13 protein-coding genes are annotated in these 16,089 nt (G+C 69.2%); 6 read left to right on the top strand and 7 right to left on the bottom strand.

Annotated elements, in window-relative coordinates; all coding sequences use genetic code 11:
* Window positions 1-3: 3 nt before the first annotated feature.
* On the bottom strand, window positions 4-1,599 hold the full coding sequence (locus HBB12_RS05940) for an ABC transporter substrate-binding protein (RefSeq protein WP_236988509.1): 1,596 nt from the start codon (window positions 1,597-1,599) through the stop codon (window positions 4-6).
* 202 nt (window positions 1,600-1,801) lie between these two features.
* Between HBB12_RS05940 and HBB12_RS05935 the strand changes: the two genes are divergently transcribed.
* Entirely contained in the window at window positions 1,802-2,029 is a 228-nt protein-coding gene (locus HBB12_RS05935; protein WP_236988508.1) for a hypothetical protein, read from the top strand.
* Window positions 2,030-2,443: 414 nt separating this feature from the next.
* Here the strand turns inward: HBB12_RS05935 and HBB12_RS05930 are convergent, their stop codons facing one another.
* Genes HBB12_RS05930 through pabB form a run of 3 tightly spaced genes read right to left on the bottom strand, consistent with a single transcriptional unit; the run spans window position 2,444 to window position 5,275 of the window.
* Entirely contained in the window at window positions 2,444-3,289 is an 846-nt protein-coding gene (locus HBB12_RS05930; protein ID WP_236988507.1) for an aminotransferase class IV, read from the bottom strand.
* On the bottom strand, window positions 3,276-3,887 hold the full coding sequence (locus HBB12_RS05925) for an anthranilate synthase component II (RefSeq protein ID WP_236988506.1): 612 nt from the start codon (window positions 3,885-3,887) through the stop codon (window positions 3,276-3,278). Before HBB12_RS05925 ends, HBB12_RS05930 begins: the two co-directional genes overlap by 14 nt.
* Window positions 3,884-5,275: an aminodeoxychorismate synthase component I gene (gene pabB, locus HBB12_RS05920; RefSeq protein ID WP_236988505.1), complete on the bottom strand. Its 1,392-nt coding sequence runs from the start codon at window positions 5,273-5,275 to the stop codon at window positions 3,884-3,886. The genes HBB12_RS05925 and pabB overlap by 4 nt, the downstream gene beginning before the upstream one ends.
* A gap of 231 nt (window positions 5,276-5,506) precedes the next feature.
* On the opposite strand from pabB, the gene rimO reads away from it, so the two are divergent.
* Window positions 5,507-6,823 (top strand): 30S ribosomal protein S12 methylthiotransferase RimO, encoded by a 1,317-nt coding sequence (rimO, locus tag HBB12_RS05915; protein WP_236988504.1) that lies wholly within the window; start codon window positions 5,507-5,509, stop codon window positions 6,821-6,823.
* 259 nt (window positions 6,824-7,082) lie between these two features.
* Window positions 7,083-9,155: a calcium-binding protein gene (locus HBB12_RS05910; protein WP_236988503.1), complete on the top strand. Its 2,073-nt coding sequence runs from the start codon at window positions 7,083-7,085 to the stop codon at window positions 9,153-9,155.
* A 127-nt stretch (window positions 9,156-9,282) separates the two neighbouring features.
* On the opposite strand, the gene pncA is transcribed toward HBB12_RS05910, so the two are convergent.
* Window positions 9,283-9,927, bottom strand: coding sequence for a bifunctional nicotinamidase/pyrazinamidase (gene pncA / locus HBB12_RS05905; protein ID WP_236988502.1), 645 nt, complete (start codon window positions 9,925-9,927; stop codon window positions 9,283-9,285).
* 58 nt (window positions 9,928-9,985) lie between these two features.
* Window positions 9,986-10,960: a quinone oxidoreductase family protein gene (locus HBB12_RS05900; protein WP_236988501.1), complete on the bottom strand. Its 975-nt coding sequence runs from the start codon at window positions 10,958-10,960 to the stop codon at window positions 9,986-9,988.
* Window positions 10,961-11,121: 161 nt separating this feature from the next.
* Here HBB12_RS05900 and HBB12_RS05895 point away from each other — a divergent pair, with 161 nt between their 5' ends.
* Complete coding sequence (locus HBB12_RS05895) at window positions 11,122-12,336, top strand: UbiH/UbiF family hydroxylase (protein WP_236988500.1); 1,215 nt, start codon at window positions 11,122-11,124, stop codon at window positions 12,334-12,336.
* A 119-nt stretch (window positions 12,337-12,455) separates the two neighbouring features.
* On the opposite strand, the gene HBB12_RS05890 is transcribed toward HBB12_RS05895, so the two are convergent.
* Complete coding sequence (locus HBB12_RS05890) at window positions 12,456-13,679, bottom strand: patatin-like phospholipase family protein (RefSeq protein WP_236988499.1); 1,224 nt, start codon at window positions 13,677-13,679, stop codon at window positions 12,456-12,458.
* Window positions 13,680-14,161: 482 nt separating this feature from the next.
* Here HBB12_RS05890 and HBB12_RS05885 point away from each other — a divergent pair, with 482 nt between their 5' ends.
* Together HBB12_RS05885 and hspQ are read left to right on the top strand one after the other, a co-directional pair.
* A complete protein-coding gene (locus HBB12_RS05885; RefSeq protein WP_236988498.1) occupies window positions 14,162-15,217 on the top strand; it encodes an HpcH/HpaI aldolase/citrate lyase family protein in 1,056 nt (351 codons plus the stop codon).
* Between the two features lie 209 nt (window positions 15,218-15,426).
* Window positions 15,427-15,795, top strand: coding sequence for a heat shock protein HspQ (gene hspQ / locus HBB12_RS05880; protein WP_236992676.1), 369 nt, complete (start codon window positions 15,427-15,429; stop codon window positions 15,793-15,795).
* The last annotated feature ends 294 nt before the right edge of the window (window positions 15,796-16,089 follow it).

Raw genomic sequence — 16,089 nt, 5'->3', positions numbered from 1 at the left:
CCCTTACTTGAGGCTCACGCCGTAGAAGGTGTGGCGGCCGAACGGCGACAGCTTGAAGTCCACCACCTCCTTGCGGACCGGCTTCAGCTGCACCGCATGCGCGATGGTGAACCACGGCGCCTGCTGCTTGAACACGACTTGCGCCTGCTCGTAGAGCTTGGTGCGCTCGGCCTTGTCGGTGATGGTCTTGGCCTTGGTGACGAGGTCGTCATAGGTCTTGTCGCACCACTTGGCGGCGTTGCCGCCGCCCTTCTGCGCCGCGGCGCAGCCGAGCAGGGTGTGGAGGAAGTTGTCGGGATCGCCGTTGTCGCCGGTCCAGCCGAACATCGCGGTCTGGTGCTCGCCGTCCTGGATGCGCTTCCTGTACTCGCCCCATTCGTAGGACTTGATCTCGGCCTTCACGCCGATCTTGGCGAGGTCGGCCTGCATCAGTTCGGCGATGCGGCGGGCATTGGGGTTGTAGGGCCGCTGCACCGGCATCGCCCAGAGATCCATCGCGAAGCCGTCGCCGAGGCCGGCCTCGGCGAGCAGCTTCTTCGCCGCGTCCGGATCGTAGGGGTCGTCCTTGATCGCGTCGTTGTAGGACCACAGGGTCGGCGGGATCGGATTCTTGGCGGCGACGCCGGTCGAGAGATAGACCGCGTCGATGATCGCCTTCTTGTTGATCGCCATGTTCAACGCCTTGCGCACGCGCACGTCGTCGAACGGCTTCTTCTGGGTGTTGTAGGCGAGGTAGCCGATGTTGAGGCCGGGCTGCTCCAGCACCTGGACGTTTGCGTCCTTGCGCATCGCGTCGACGTCGGCCGGGTTCGGGTAGGGCATGACGTGGCACTCGCCCTTCTGGAGCTTGGCCCAGCGCACCGAGGCATCCGGCGTGATCGCGAAGACGAGATCGTCGAGGGCGGCCTTGCCGGCATAGTATTGCGGGAAGGCGCGGTAGCGGACGATCGCGTCCTTTTGATATTGCAGCAGATAGAACGGCCCGGTGCCGATCGGCTCCTGGTCGAGCTTGTCCGGCGTGCCGGCCTTCAGCATCGCGTCGGCGTATTCCTTCGACTGGATCGCCGCGAAGGGCATGGCCAGATCGGCGAGGAACGGCGCCTCGGGCCCGGTCAGGGTGAAGCGGACCGTGTAGTCGTCGACCTTGTCGAGCGACGCGAGGAGCTTCGGCAGCCCCATGTCGTTGAAATAGGTGTGGTTGGCGCTGGTCACCCGGAAGAACGGGTTGCTCTCCTTCCACTGCCGCTCGAACGAGAAGATCACGTCGTCGGCGTTGAAGTCACGGGTTGGCTTGAAGATCTTGTTGGAATGCCACTTCACGCCCTTGCGCAGATGGAAGGTATAGGTCTTGCCGTCCTCGGACACGTCCCATGTCTCGGCGAGGTCCGGCACCACGTTGGTGGTGCCGCGCTCGAAATTGACGACGTTGGAATAGATCTGGGAGCCGGCATCGAACGAGGTGCCGGTGGTGTTCACCGCCGGATAGAAATTCTCCGGGCTGCCCTCGGAGCAGTAGACCAGCGTCTTGGCGCCGGCCGGCAGGCTTGCCGCCAGGGCGGTCGCGGCACCGAGAACCACCGCCAGGGACGCGCGTGTCATGCTCTGCTCTCCGATCCTTGTGGGCCTCTCGGCCCGGCTTTCGCCACTTCTGGCGGGTTTCCGATCTTTTTCGCAAGGCCCCGGCGGATGGGACGCACAGTCGCGTAACCCCCGGCCGATTGTGTTTGCGCCTCGATCCGTGTCAGGTTTCGGACAGATCGTCGGTGCGGAACACCGTCGTGATGGTCGGTTCGGAGGCTGCGTGGCACCTGAATCCTCACCCGCGGCGGAGCACCGGACGGTCGCGCAGGCCTGTCGCGGCATCGCCCGGCAGCTCGCCGTGCTCGACGAGCGCCGGCGCCGTGGCCTGCCGACCGAGCGCGCGGAGGAGGCCCTGCGCGTCCTGCGGGTCGAGCTCGGCCTCGCCTATGCCCGCGAGTCGGTCGGGGTGGCGGAGCTGCGCCATCGGATGGCGGGGCAGGCGGAGTGAGCGCGGGCTTCGGTCCCGACGCGGATCGCTCGTAGACCGGCGCGAGGCACCCGCAGAAGCAGGGCTGCCGATGAAAAGACGAAGCGCGGGTTCCCCCCTCTCCCCGACAGATCCCGGGCTCGCCCGGGATCTGCAAGCGAGGAACGAAGTCGGGCAAGCCCGACTTCGTTGCGGGGAGAGGCTTTCGCCCCCCTTGTCGGGGGCGAAAGGAGCAGCGAACTGCAGGTTCGCTGCGAGGGTGAGGGGGTGTGTCCGGAGGAGCCTCATTCGTCGAGACCCCCTCACCCTCGCCCTGCGGGCTCACTTCATCGACAACAAGGTCGATGAAGTCCTCTCCCCGCCCGCGGGGAGAGGGGATTTTCCGTGCCTCGCCTTTCCGGGACGGCCCCGTCATGGCGGCAGGGTCGGGCGCCGTCAGCCCTCCACCGCCATCCCGCAGGCCTGCCCGATCTCCCGCGACAGGGCCTCGCGCAGGGCCAGCACCGCCGGATGCCCGGCGCTGGCGTAAGCCCGCTCCCCGATCCGCCGCACCGGCGCGATCAGTCGCAGGGAATTGGTGAGGATCACCGCCTCGGCGCCCGCCAGGTCCGCGGGCGTCATCGATCGCTCGGCCGGCACGAGGCCGAGGCCGGGGGCCAGGGCGAGCACCTGGGCGCGCACGATCCCGGCGAGCACCCCGTCCTCGAGGGGCGGCGTGACGACCTCGCGCCCGAACACCGCGAACACATTGCCGATGCCGGCGCAGGCCACCCGTCCCTGCAGGTTGAGGAACAGGGCCTCGTCGTGGCCTTGGGGCCCGGCGGCCTCGGCGGCGAGCACCGCGTCGAGGTAGCCGAGCGTCTTGTGGCGGGAGGTCGGCGAGGTCTCGTTGCGGCGGATCGCGCTCCAGCCGAGGGACATTTCCGAAAAGGCCATGCCGGGCCGCAACGGTGCGGCGCTGGACCACAGGACAGGGCGGGCTCCGGCCGGCGGGCGCAGGCCTCGCGGGCCGGGCCCACGGGTCACGGTGGTGCGGATCGCCGCCCGCTCGTATCCGGCGGCCACGGCTCGCATCGCCGTACGGGCCTCCGCCTCGTCGAGCGCGAAGCCGAGGGCGGCGGCGGCGCGGCCGAGCCGCGTCAGGTGCGCCTCTTCCGCCGCCACCCGGCCGCCCAGCGCCATGGCGGTGTCGAACACCCCGTCGCCGAGCAGCAGGCCGCGATCGGCGAGGTCGAAGGGGGCGACCGTTCCCTCCTGCAACCGCCCGTCACGCCACAGCACGATGCGTCCCTCCCTCCGCGTGCCAGCGCCGGGCCAATCCTAAAAAATTGCCGAACAGCGCGTGGCCGTGCTCGGTCAGCACCGATTCCGGGTGGAACTGCACCCCGTAGGTCGGGTGGCGGCGATGCGAGAGCGCCATCACCTCGCCTTCGGGCGAGACCGCATCGACGGTCAGGTGCTCCGCCATGCCCGGCACCGGCTCGACGATCAGCGAGTGGTAGCGCCCGACCGTGAGCGGCGCCGGCAGGCCGCGAAACAGGCCCTGCCCGCCATGGTCGATCGGCGTGGCGTGGCCGTGGAGCGGGCGTCGGGCCCGCGCGACCCGGCCGCCGAAGGCCGCGCCGATGCATTGATGCCCGAGGCAGACCCCGAGCAAGGGCACCTCCCCCGACAGGTCCCGGATCGCCGCGAGCGACACCCCGGCCTCCGCCGGGCTGCAGGGCCCTGGCGAGATCACCACCGCCTCCGGGTCCAGGGCCCGGAGGCCCGCCACGTCGAGGGCGTCGTTGCGCGCGACCCGGACCGGGGCGCCCAGTTCCTCAAGGTAGCGCACCACGTTGAAGACGAAGGAATCGTAATTGTCGATGACGAGGATCATGCACCCTCCCCGGTCGCGAAGGCCGCAAACACCCGCTCGGCCTTGGTCAGGGTCTCGCGGTACTCGGCCTGCGGGTCCGAGAGCAGCGTGACCCCGCCCCCGACCTGGAGCACCGCGCGGGCCTCGTCGAGCAGCACCGTGCGGATGGCGATGCTGGTGTCGAGGCTTCCGGTAAACCCGATCCAGCCGATCGCGCCGCAATAGGCCTCGCGGGCATCGCCCTCGATCTCCGTGATGATGTCCATGGCGCGCAGCTTCGGCGCCCCGGTGATCGAGCCGCCCGGGAAGGTGGCGGCGAGCAGGTCGAGCCCGTCCGCCCCTTGCTTGAGCGTGCCGGTCACCGCCGAGACGAGGTGGTGGACGCCCGCATAGGTCTCGAGCCCGCACAGGATGGGCACCGCGACGCTGTGGGGCGCGCAGATCCGCGACAGGTCGTTGCGCAGGAGATCGACGATCATGACGTTCTCGGCCCGCTCCTTGGCGTCGGCGACCAGCGCCTCGGCCCGGGCCCGGTCCTCGGCCGGGTCGGCGGAGCGCGGCGCCGTGCCCTTGATCGGCCGGGTCTCGACCGCCCGGCCGTCGAGGCGCAGGAAGCGCTCGGGCGAGGAGGAGGCAATCGTGAGGCCATCGACCTCGAGATAGGCCGCGAACGGGGCCGGATTGCGCGCCCGCAGGCGCCGGTAGAACGCGAAGGCGTCGAAGCCGGGCGGCAGCCCCGCCTCGAAGCGCTGGGAAATGTTGGCCTGGTAGATGTCGCCGGCGCGGATGTAGTCCCGCACCCGCTCGACCGCCCCGGCATAGGTCTCCGCGGTGAAGTTCGAGCGCCAGGCGAGGGGGGCGACCGGGGCGGCCGCGCTCGCCGGCTCGGGGCCTTCCAGCGCCGCCTCCAGGGCGTCGAGATCGGCGGCGGCTTTGAGCGCCCGGGCGTCAGGGTCGGTCTCGGGGAAGCCGGTGGCGATCAACAGGCAGGTGCCGGCCCGGTGGTCGAAGGCCACCACCGAGGCGTAGAGGTTGAGCGCGAGATCGTCGGTGAGGCCGGCCCGGCGAAGGGGCGGCGTCACCCGCTCCAGGCTGGCGCCGAAATCATAGGCGAGATAGCCGATCGCCCCGCCCTGGAACGGCGGCAGGCCGGGATCCGGTTCGATGCGGTACGGCGCCAGCACGGCGCGCAGGGCGTCGAGGGGAGCGCCGGGCATCGGGGCGCCGTTCCAGGATGCTTGGCCGCCGCGCACCCGGAAGCGCCCGAACGGGTCGGCGGCGAGGTAGGAGTGGCGCCCGAGGGTGTCGTGCCGCATCGCGCTGTCGAGGAGCGCGAGGCCGGGCCATCGCCCGCGCAGGCGGGCGGCGGCGGCGGCGGGATCGAGGGGTGTGACGAGGCGGCTCCACATCGCGCCGTGATAGCGGAGGCGGGGGCCGCAGCGGAAGCCGGCCGTCGGGCCAAGATACCGGACGCGATCGCGATATCAGCCACGATGCGGGGGCAGGGCCCGCCCCGTGACGCCCGCCCTCCCCCGTGCTATGGCCTGCCCCAGCACCTTTCCCTAAATCCTTGATCCCGCTCGCGCCGGCTTGGCCGTGGGCCGGCGCGGCATCCCCTCACTGTCATTCCTCACGCTGCCATGAACGCACCCGCCCCCAAGATCTCCTTCGTGTCGCTCGGCTGTCCCAAGGCCCTGGTCGATTCCGAGCGCATCCTCACCCACCTGCGGGCCGAGGGCTACGAGCTCGCCCGCAAGCACGACGGCGCCGACGTGGTGATCGTCAATACCTGCGGCTTCCTCGATTCGGCCAAGGCGGAGTCGCTCCAGGCGATCGGCGACGCCATGGCGGAGAACGGCCGGGTGATCGTCACCGGCTGCATGGGCGCGCAGCCCGAGGAAATCCGCGAAAAGTACCCGAACCTGCTCGCGGTCACCGGGCCGCAGGCCTACGAATCGGTGGTGGCGGCGGTCCACGAGGCGGTGCCCCCGGCGCACGATCCGTTCCTCGATCTCGTCCCGCCGCAGGGCGTCAAGCTGACGCCGCGGCATTACGCCTATCTGAAGATCTCGGAAGGCTGCAACAACCGCTGCACGTTCTGCATCATCCCGCAGCTGCGCGGCGACCTCGTCAGCCGCCCGGCGGCGGATGTCCTGCGCGAGGCCGAGAAGCTGGTGAAGGCCGGCGTCAAGGAATTGCTCGTCGTCTCGCAGGATACCAGCGCCTACGGCATCGACACCCGCTACGGCACGAGCCCCTGGCGCGACCGCGAGGTGCGGGCCCGGTTCTACGACCTCGCCAAGGAGTTGGGCGAGCTCGGTGCCTGGGTGCGCCTGCACTACGTCTACCCCTACCCGCATGTCGACGAGGTCATCCCGCTGATGGCCGAGGGCAAGGTGCTCCCCTACCTCGACATGCCGCTCCAGCACGCGAGCCCCACGGTGTTGAAGCGCATGCGCCGCCCCGGCAACCAGGAGAAGATGCTGGAGCGCATCCGCTCCTGGCGCACCACCTGCCCGGATCTCGCCATCCGCTCGACCTTCATCGTCGGCTTCCCCGGGGAGACCGAGGAGGAGTTCGAGGAGCTGCTGGCCTGGCTCAAGGAGGCCAAGCTCGAGCGCGTCGGCTGCTTCCAGTACGAGCCGGTCCGCGGCGCCCCCGCCAACGCGATCGCGGCGGCCGTGCCCGACGAGGTCAAGGCCGAGCGCCAGCGCCGGTTCATGGAGACGCAGCAGGCCGTGTCGCTGCGGTTGCAGAAGGCCAAGGTCGGCAAGCGCCTGCCGGTCATCATCGACGCCGCCGGCCCCACCGTCGCCAAGGGCCGCTCGAAGTACGATGCGCCGGAGATCGACGGCAACGTCCACGTCGCCTTCCGCCGCCCGGTCCGGGTCGGGGACATCGTGACGGTGAAGATCGAGTCGGCGGATGCGTATGATCTGCACGGGGTGGCGGTGTGAGGAATCGGTCTGGCCGTCGATCACTCGGGTACGAGTGGTTCGTCGGCCTGACAGAGCAATCCAATTCATCAAGTCATGCTATTGATCTGCGATCATAGAAAATAGGAATTTTTACTTAAAAAGCTTTGTCGCTGTTAGTATTTGGTGGCGCGCGGGGGCGATGTGATTGTAATATCACACTGTCCTTGTTCTTAACCAAAGGGTTGTGATCTCGCTGCGTTCGCTTGTATGACTGGCGGCCGGCATCAACGTGACCGGCATGACAGCGGTCTGGATCACAATGGCAGCGCTTGACAACTCTAAGCCGTTATTGAAGTCGCTCACGATGCCGAAGTCGGTCGATTTGTCGGGCGGCAGCAAGGCGGTGTCCATCACCGTTGGCGCGACCGATCAAGGGCTCGGCGTGGATTTCGTCGCATTCACGTTCGACAAGAGCTATCAGTCGTCCTACGGGCGGAGTTCGTCTTTCTCGTTCTACGACAGCCAGGATTCCTTCTCGGACGGGGTGTCGTCGTCGTCGCAGATCTTCACCAAGGATACGGCGTCCGGAACTTACACGATCTCCGGTCTGTCGGTGTATGACAAGGCCGGCAACTACACCTACTACACCACCGCCGACCTCGTCGCCGCCGGCTTACAAACGACGATCGACGTCACGGGGGGAGCGCCCGCTGCCGATACCGTCAAGCCTCGTCTGACATCGATCACGATGCCGAAGTCGCTCGATTTGTCGGGCGGCAGCAAGGCGGTGTCCATCACCGTCGGCGCGACCGATCAAGGGCTCGGCGTGGATTTCGTCGCATTCTCGTTCGACAACATCTACCAGTCGTCCTATGGGCGGAGTTCGTCTTTCTCGTTCTACGACAGCCAGGATTCCTTCTCGGACGGAGTGTCGTCGTCGTCGCAGATCTTCACCAAGGATACGGCGTCCGGAACTTACACGATCTCCGGTCTGTCGGTGTATGACAAGGCCGGCAACTACACCTACTACACCACCGCCGACCTCGTCGCCGCCGGCTTACAAACGACGATCGACGTCACGGGGGGAGCGCCCGCTGCCGATACCGTCAAGCCTCGTCTGACATCGATCACGATGCCGAAGTCGCTCGATTTGTCGGGCGGCAGCAAGGCGGTGTCCATCACCGTCGGCGCGACCGATCAAGGGCTCGGCGTGGATTTCGTCGCATTCTCGTTCGACAACATCTACCAGTCGTCCTATGGGCGGAGTTCGTCTTTCTCGTTCTACGACAGCCAGGATTCCTTCTCGGACGGAGTGTCGTCGTCGTCGCAGATCTTCACCAAGGATACGGCGTCCGGAACTTACACGATCTCCGGTCTGTCGGTGTATGACAAGGCCGGCAACTACACCTACTACACCACCGCCGACCTCGTCGCCGCCGGCTTCCAGACGACGATCGACGTCACTGATGCGCCGGGCGGAAGCCTCTCTCTCATCGGAACGGCGTTGGGCGACGCGATTGTCGGCGGTCCCGGCGACGATCTGATTTCGGGGCGGGACGGTGACGATACGATTTCAGGTGGAGACGGCCGCGACACCCTCTTCGGTGATGCCGGTGCGGATCTGATCCTCGGCGGTGCCGGCAACGACGAGCTGCGCGGTTATATTGGCAACGATACGCTCTTCGGCGACGACGGCGACGACCGGATCTACGGTGAGCAGGGCGACGACTTCATCGGCGCAGGAGCCGGCAACGATCTGGTTTTCGGCGGAGACGGCGCCGACGCCCTGATCGGCGAAGGCGGGAACGACACGCTGTTCGGCGAGGCCGGCAACGACATCCTGGACGGCCGCGACGGCGACGACTTCATCGGTGCAGGCGCGGGCGACGATCGTCTCTTCGGCGGCGCCGGCAACGATGCCCTCGTGGGGGAACTCGGGAACGATACCCTGTTCGGAGAACTCGGAAACGACTGGCTCGAAGGACGTGAAGGCGCCGACTTCATGGGCGGTGGTGCGGGCGACGACAGCCTCTTTGGCGGCGCCGATAACGACGATCTCTATGGCGAGGACGGCAACGACCTGCTGTTCGGCAATGCCGGCGACGATGGGCTGACGGGCGGGCGCGGACGCGACACCTTCGCGTTCGGCCACGGCGACGGGCGTGACGTGATCCGCGACTTCGTCGTATCGGGTGACGAGCGCGACCAGATTTCGTTCAACGGAGGGGTGTTCGCCTCGTTCGATCAACTGCTGTCGTCCAGTCAGCAGATGGGATCGGATGTCGTCGTCAACCTCGACACCACGACGAGCATCACGATCAGGAACGTCGCCCTGTCGAGCCTGACATCCGACAACTTCGCCTTCGGCTGACGCCCGGTGGTCGGGGCGCCTTTCCGGCGGAGGCCCCCCTTCCTCGACGGCGGCGGTCACCCCGTCGCCGACCTCTCACCAACCTCGTGCCCGATCGCGATCCGCGAGGGATCGTCCGGAAACCGCATCACCCCCCGATCGCCCCGCTCTCCTCCCGCTCGACCCCCGCCGCCGCCATGTCGCCCCAGGCCCGTTCCAGCGAGCCGTCGAGGTCGATCGCCCGGCAGGCATCCTCGACCACCACCGCCTGGAATCCCGCCTCCCGCGCGTCGACGGCGCTCCAGCCGACGCAGTAATCGGTGGCGACGCCGCACAGGAACACCCGGGTGAAGCCGCGCTCGCGCAGGTAGCCGGCAAGCCCGGTCGGGGTGGTGCGGTCGGCCTCGCGGAAGGCCGAGTAGCTGTCGATTCCCGCCCGGTAGCCCTTGCGGATGATCAGCTCGGCATGGGGCAGCTCCAGCTTCGGCGACACCTCCGCCCCGGGCGTGCCCTGGATGCAGTGCTCCGGCCACAGGACCTGCTCGCCGTAAGCCAGCACCGTGGTCTCGAAGGGCTGCTTGCCCGGATGGCTCGTGGCGAAGGAGGCGTGCCCGGCCGGGTGCCAGTCCTGGGTCAGGACGACGTGCCGGAACAGGCGCCCGAGCGCGTTGATCGGCGCGATCACCGCGTCCCCGTCCGGCACCGCGAGCGCACCGCCGGGCAGGAAGTCGGGCTGGACGTCGATGACGAGGAGGCAATCGGTCTCGGTCGCGTGCAGGGCGTAGGAGGTCATCGCATCGGGTCTCCGCCCATACCGGGCGAATCGCCCCGTATGCCGCACCGTCACGCTATCAGGGATGCATCACCGTCGCACCCGTCGTCCGGCGCCCGGCGAGGTCGGCATGGACCTTCGGGGCGTCGGCGAGCTTCGCCCGCGTATGGACCGGGATCGTCACCGCGCCGCTTTGCACCACCGCGAACAGGTCGGCGGCCATCTCGTCCAGGGCCGCGCGGTCGGCGGTGTGGGTGAACACGGTCGGCCGGGTGGCGAAGAGCGAGCCCTTCTGGCCCAGGATGCTGATGTCGAAGGCCGCGATCGGGCCCGAGGCGCTGCCGAAATTCACGAAGTAGCCGAAGGGCCTCAGGCAATCGAGCGAGGCCGGGAAGGTCGCCTGGCCGACGCCGTCGTAGACGACCTGGCAGCCCTTGCCGCCGGTGATCTCCTTGACCCGGGCGGCGAAGTCCTCGTTCCGGTACAGAATGACGTGGTCGCAGCCATGCTCGCGGGCGAGCGCGACCTTGTCCTGCGAGCCGACGGTGCCGATCACCGTGGCGCCGAGGTGCTTGGCCCATTGCGTCGCGATCAGCCCGACGCCGCCGGCGGCGGCGTGGAACAGGATCGTGTCGCCGGGCTGGACCTTGTAGGTACGGCGCAGCAGGTACTGGGCGGTGAGGCCCTTCAGCATCATCGCGGCCGCGGTGTCGTCGTCGATGCCGTCGGGCACGCGCACCACCGTCCGCGCCTCGATCACCACGTCCTGCGCATAGGTGCCGGCGGCCGAGCCGTAGGCGACCCGGTCGCCGGGCGAGAAGCCGGTCACGCCCTCGCCGACCGCCACCACCTGGCCCGCGCCCTCGTTGCCGGGGGTGAAGGGCAGCTGGGGCGCCTTGTACAGGCCGGAGCGGAAGTAGATGTCGATGTAGTTGACGCCGATTGCGCTCTGGCGCACCCGGATCTGGCCCGGCCCGGGATCGCCGACCGCGACGTCCTCGTAGCGCATGACCTCGGGGCCGCCGTATTCGTGAATCCGAATCGCCTTGGGCATCGTCCGCTCCCACCTTGCTCTTGCTTGCTGCGCGGGATCATAGGAACCGGTCTCCTTTCGGCAATGACCGGGATGGCGGAGCGGCCCTGCACGCCCCAGATCTCCCGCAAGATCTCCATCTCCCGCAAGATCTCCCGCATGCGTGTTCGAGGACCCGTTTCGTGAGCCAGACAGCCGAGCCGAATTCCGAGGCCTTTCCCCTCTACGACGTGGCGGTGGTCGGTGCCGGCGCGGTCGGCCTGGCTGCGGCCCTGGCGCTCGCCCGCGACGGCCTGCGCACCGCGCTCGTCGGTCGCCACGCCCCCGTGGCCGATGGGCGCACCGTGGCGCTCCTCGACGGCTCGGTGCGGCTGCTGCGGGCGCTCGGCGCCTGGGAGGGGCTGGAGCCCCAGGCGGCGCCGCTCGCCGAGATGCACCTGATCGACGACACCGGCAGCCTGTTCCGTCCGCCGCCGGCCCGCTTCGTCGCCCGCGAGATCGGCCTCGACGCCTTCGGCTGGAACATCGAGAACCGGCGCCTGGTCGAGGGCCTGCGCGACCGTGCCCGCGAGATCCCGGAACTGACGCTGGTCGAGCAGGATTCCGCCGGTTGCACCGTGGCCGAGGAACGGGCGGTGCTGGCGCTGGAGGGGGGCGGGAGCGTCGCGGCCCGCCTTGTCGTCGCGGCCGATGGCGGTGGCTCGCCCTTGCGCGAGGCGGCGGGGCTGACGGCGCGGCGCTGGACCTACCCGCAGAAGGCGCTCACCACCATCCTCGCCCATACGCGCGACCACCGCGAGGTCTCGACCGAGTTCCACACCCGCGAGGGGCCCTTCACCCTGGTGCCGCTGCCGGGCGGGCGCCGCTCGAGCCTGGTCTGGGTCTCGGCCGAGGCGCGGGCGGAGGCCTTGAGCGCGCTTGACGACGACGCCCTCGCTCGGGCGATCGAGCGGCAGGCGCAGTCGCTGCTGGGGCAGATGCGGATCGACGGCCCGCGGGGCCTGGTGCCGATGCGCGGCCTGTCGGTGCCGCGTCCGGTCGGGCCGCGGCTGGCGCTCGTCGGCGAGGCGGCCCACGTCTTTCCGCCGATCGGCGCGCAGGGCCTGAATCTCGGCCTTCGCGATGCCGCCGCCCTCCGCGACGCGGTGGCGGGCACGCGCGATGCCGGGGCGGAATCCGTGCTGGCGGGGTTTGCCCGCGGCCGGGCCCTGGACGCCCGGTTGCGCACCGGCGCGGTCGATACCCTCAACCGCAGCCTGCTCACCGCCTTCCTGCCGAGCGACCTCGCCCGCGGCGCGGGGCTCCTGGCCCTCTCGACCATCGCGCCGTTGCGCCGCCTGGTGATGCGCGAGGGCGTGACCCCGCGCCTGGGGACGCCGACACTGATGCGGGGGTGACGGGGCCGCTCGACGAGTCTCACAGGCTCCGTGTCGTTCCGGGCTCCGCTTTCGCGGTCCCGGAACGACACGGAGGTTTCCGGGTCCTCGAGCCAATGAACGGCTCTTGCCTTGAACGCTTACGGCGCGTTGCTGGCGCTGCGCCCCGTCGCGCTGGTGGTGAGGGTGTCGGGCGACCAGTCGAAGGCGGTGCCGGTTTTGCCGAGCCGCTCGCCATGGGCGAACAAAGCCCGCATGTAGCCCTGCTCGAACGGGGCCTGCGAGGTCTGGGAGAAGCGCTGGTCGATGGTGGCGATGTGGATCGGCGTTCCCGTACGGGCCGCGAAAGCCTTCGTCACCGCGATGGCGCCGGCGGTCTGGGCCTTGATCATCGCCGAGAGCGAGCGGCCGAGGATACTCAGCATCGACCGCTGCGCGACCTGGAAGTCCGGCGCCAGCGAGGTGTTGACGACGACGTAGATTGCGGGCGCCGGCACCCTGTCCTCCGCGGGGGCTCCGCCCTCCACCTGATCCAGCAGAGCGCGGCCGGGGGCGACGAAGAACGGCGACGTGGCGCCGCCATCGGCGTGCATCTCCTGGAAGCGCTTCGCCCCCGGGCCGGTCGAATCGATCATCACCGGCGGGAAGATGCCGGGGATCGCCGCCGAGGCCAGCATCACTTCCCGAAAGAGCTTGAGCCCGGCGGGCCCGCCGGCCGCCGCGATGGCGCCCATGTCCCACAGGGTCGGTCGCAGGGAATCGAGCTCGGTAGTGACGACGAGGAGACGCCGTCCCTTGCGGTGCTCCGCCGCCACCGCCGCCAGGAGCGCGGGCGTGACGCTGCGCTCGATGCCGCGCTTGAGCGGCCAGGTATCGGTGAGGCTCTCCTGGCCGCCGCCGAACTCGAACACGTCCGCCGCGGAGGTCTCCGTGTAGGCCTTCTCCAGGGCCGCGTCCTGCGAGGCGCCGACGAAGGCGAAGGGGGCGATGAGCGCGCCCGTCGAGACGCCGGTGACGACGCCGAAATCCGGCCGGTTGCCGGCCCGGGTCCAGCCCTTCAGCAGGCCGGCCGCGAAGGCGCCGTTCTCGCCGCCGCCGGACAGGGCGAGCCAGGGCGCACGGGAGGCCATCGGCGCACCGTCGAGGAAGGCCCGGAACGCCGCCGGATCGTCGCCCGGCAGCCGCACGGAAGCGGGCAGTCCCTCGGGCCGTGCCGCCGCAAGATCCCCCGCCGTGAAACTCGCCCGCACGGTCGAGCGCTGCCGGTCCGCCACCGTGCCGGCCTCGGCCGGAAGCGTGAGGCTCAAGGCGAGCAGCGTCATCGCGGCGCCGGCAAATCCGCGCCGATTCAACTCTCGGGACATGATCGTCTGTCCTCCGCCGCCCGCCTCGCCCGGTGAACGCTACGGTGAGGCTCGCGTTCCCTGCCGCATGTGCGAAAGAACACGTGCGCGCAGGTGTGTCGGGCTCAATCCGTCAGATCACCAGGCGAGAGGTCCGGTTCGCGGCCAATCCGGACACTGCCTTGCCCGGATTATGCTGCTCCCGTCCCGATCCCACAATGATAATCCGCAATGCACGGCCCACAAGTCGACATGAAACAACTTGCGACGGCGCCTTGAAGACAGGGTCCGGCACGCATCCGGGGGGGTCCGGTCGGATCGTCCCCCAAAAGCATGAGGCCGACGCCCACTGACGGCGGCGGGCGGGCGACCGGCCCCGGCACGACCATCTGCCGAGAAGAGCCCCCTTTACGGCCGCGCCGCCCCTGCACTACCCCTCCGTCACGCCGGGGATTTTTCGCGATGCGGGAGACCGGTCGCGCCGGAAGGTCGGAGATACGCCCATGAAACTGCCGCGCCGCTTCTTCCAGCCCCTGGCCTCCGGGGCCCCGGCCCCGTTCCGCGAGCTGCCGGTGCGCCTGGAGCGCATGATCCACTTCGTGCCGCCGCACAACGACAAGGTCCGGGCCCGGGTGCCGGAACTGGCGGCCCAAGTCGACGTGGTTCTGGGCAACCTCGAGGATGCGGTCCCGGCCGACCAGAAGCTGAATGCCCGAAAAGGCTTCATCGCCATGGCGCGGGACACCGACTTTTCCGCCCACGGCACCGGCTTGTGGACCCGCGTCAACGCCCTCAACAGCCCGTGGCTGCTCGACGACCTGATCGAGATCGTCGGTGAGGTCGGCAACAAGCTCGACGTCGTGATGGTGCCCAAGGTCGAGGGGCCGTGGGACATCCACTACGTCGACCAGCTGCTGGCCCAGCTCGAGGCCCGGGCCGGGGTAAGTAAGCCGATCCTCGTCCACGCCATCCTGGAGACGGCGGAGGGCGTGGCCAACGTCGACGCCATCGCCTGCGCCTCGCCGCGCATGCACGGCATGAGCCTCGGCCCCGCGGATCTGGCGGCGTCGCGCGGCATGAAGACCACCCGGGTCGGCGGCGGCCACCCGGACTACAAGGTCATCGCCGATCCCACCCCCGGCTCCTCGGAGCGGGCGAGCGTGCAGCAGGACCTCTGGCACTACACCATCGCCCGGATGGTCGATGCCTGCCAGGCCAACGGCATCAAGGCGTTCTACGGCCCGTTCGGCGATTTCTCGGACGCCGCCGCCTGCGAGGTGCAGTTCCGCAACGCCTTCCTGATGGGCTGCGCCGGGGCCTGGACCCTGCATCCGAGCCAGGTCGCCATCGCCAAGAGCGTGTTCGCGCCCGATCCCTCCGAGGTCGCCTTCGCCAAGCGCATCCTGGAGGCGATGCCCGACGGCACCGGCGCGGTGATGCTCGACGGCAAGATGCAGGACGACGCCACCTGGAAGCAGGCCAGCGTGATCGTGAACCTCGCCCGGCTCGTCGCCGCCAAGGATCCCGACCTCGCCCGTGCCTACGGCCTGGACGCGTAAGTGTCCCTCACAAAACTCCCGCCGAACCGGTGCCGCCACGGCGGCCGACGACAGCGACCGGGAGTTTCGCGCGACGACACCAAGCCGCTCCCGGTATCGTGAGCCTCCAGGGGGCGAGCCCTGCCCTGCGTGCAGGCCCCACGCCGGTGCAAACCCGCCCCCGTCCTCCTATGTTGACGCCCATGCCCCTCGGACAGACCCTCTCCGCCATGCCCGCCCCGCAGCCCGACGCCGCCGCGCCGTCCGGCGCGGTCATCCGCCTCGCCAAGTTCAACATCGGCGACGTCGTGCGCCACCGGATCTACCCGTTCCGCGGCGTCATCTTCGACGTCGACCCGGTCTTCGCCAACACCGAGGAATGGTGGCAGGCGATCCCCGAGGAGGTGCGGCCCTCCAAGGACCAGCCGTTCTACCACCTGCTCGCCGAGAACCAGGAGACCGAGTACGTCGCCTACGTCTCGGAGCAGAACCTGGTGCCGGACCGCTCCGGCGAGCCCCTGCGGCATGCCCGCATCGCCGAGATGTTCGAGCGCGACGCCGAGGGCGGCTACCGCATGCGGATCGACGCGGCGAATTGAGCGAAAGCGCTCCCTCGATACCCTTCCTCTCTCACACGGCTGTCCGGTGAAAAGAAAGGCGCGGGCTTTCCCCTCTCCCCGACAGATCCCGGGCTTGCCCGGGATCTGCAAGCGACGGACGAAGTCGGGCAGGCCCGACCTCGTTGCGGGGAGAGGGCTGTATTCCCGTTCAGGGCACGCAGCGAGGCGTCAGCCGAGGGTGAGGGGGTGTTCCCGGAGGAGTCTCATCCGGAGATACCCCCTCACCCTCGCTCCGGCTTCGCCTGCGCTTGCTTCATCGACGGCAAGGTCGAT

Origin of the sequence: Methylobacterium sp. SyP6R, from assembly GCF_019216885.1 — a bacterium.
Classification (GTDB): domain Bacteria; phylum Pseudomonadota; class Alphaproteobacteria; order Rhizobiales; family Beijerinckiaceae; genus Methylobacterium.
Note: the sequence above shows the minus strand (reverse complement) of the source record. Positions and strands in the feature narration are given on the sequence as shown.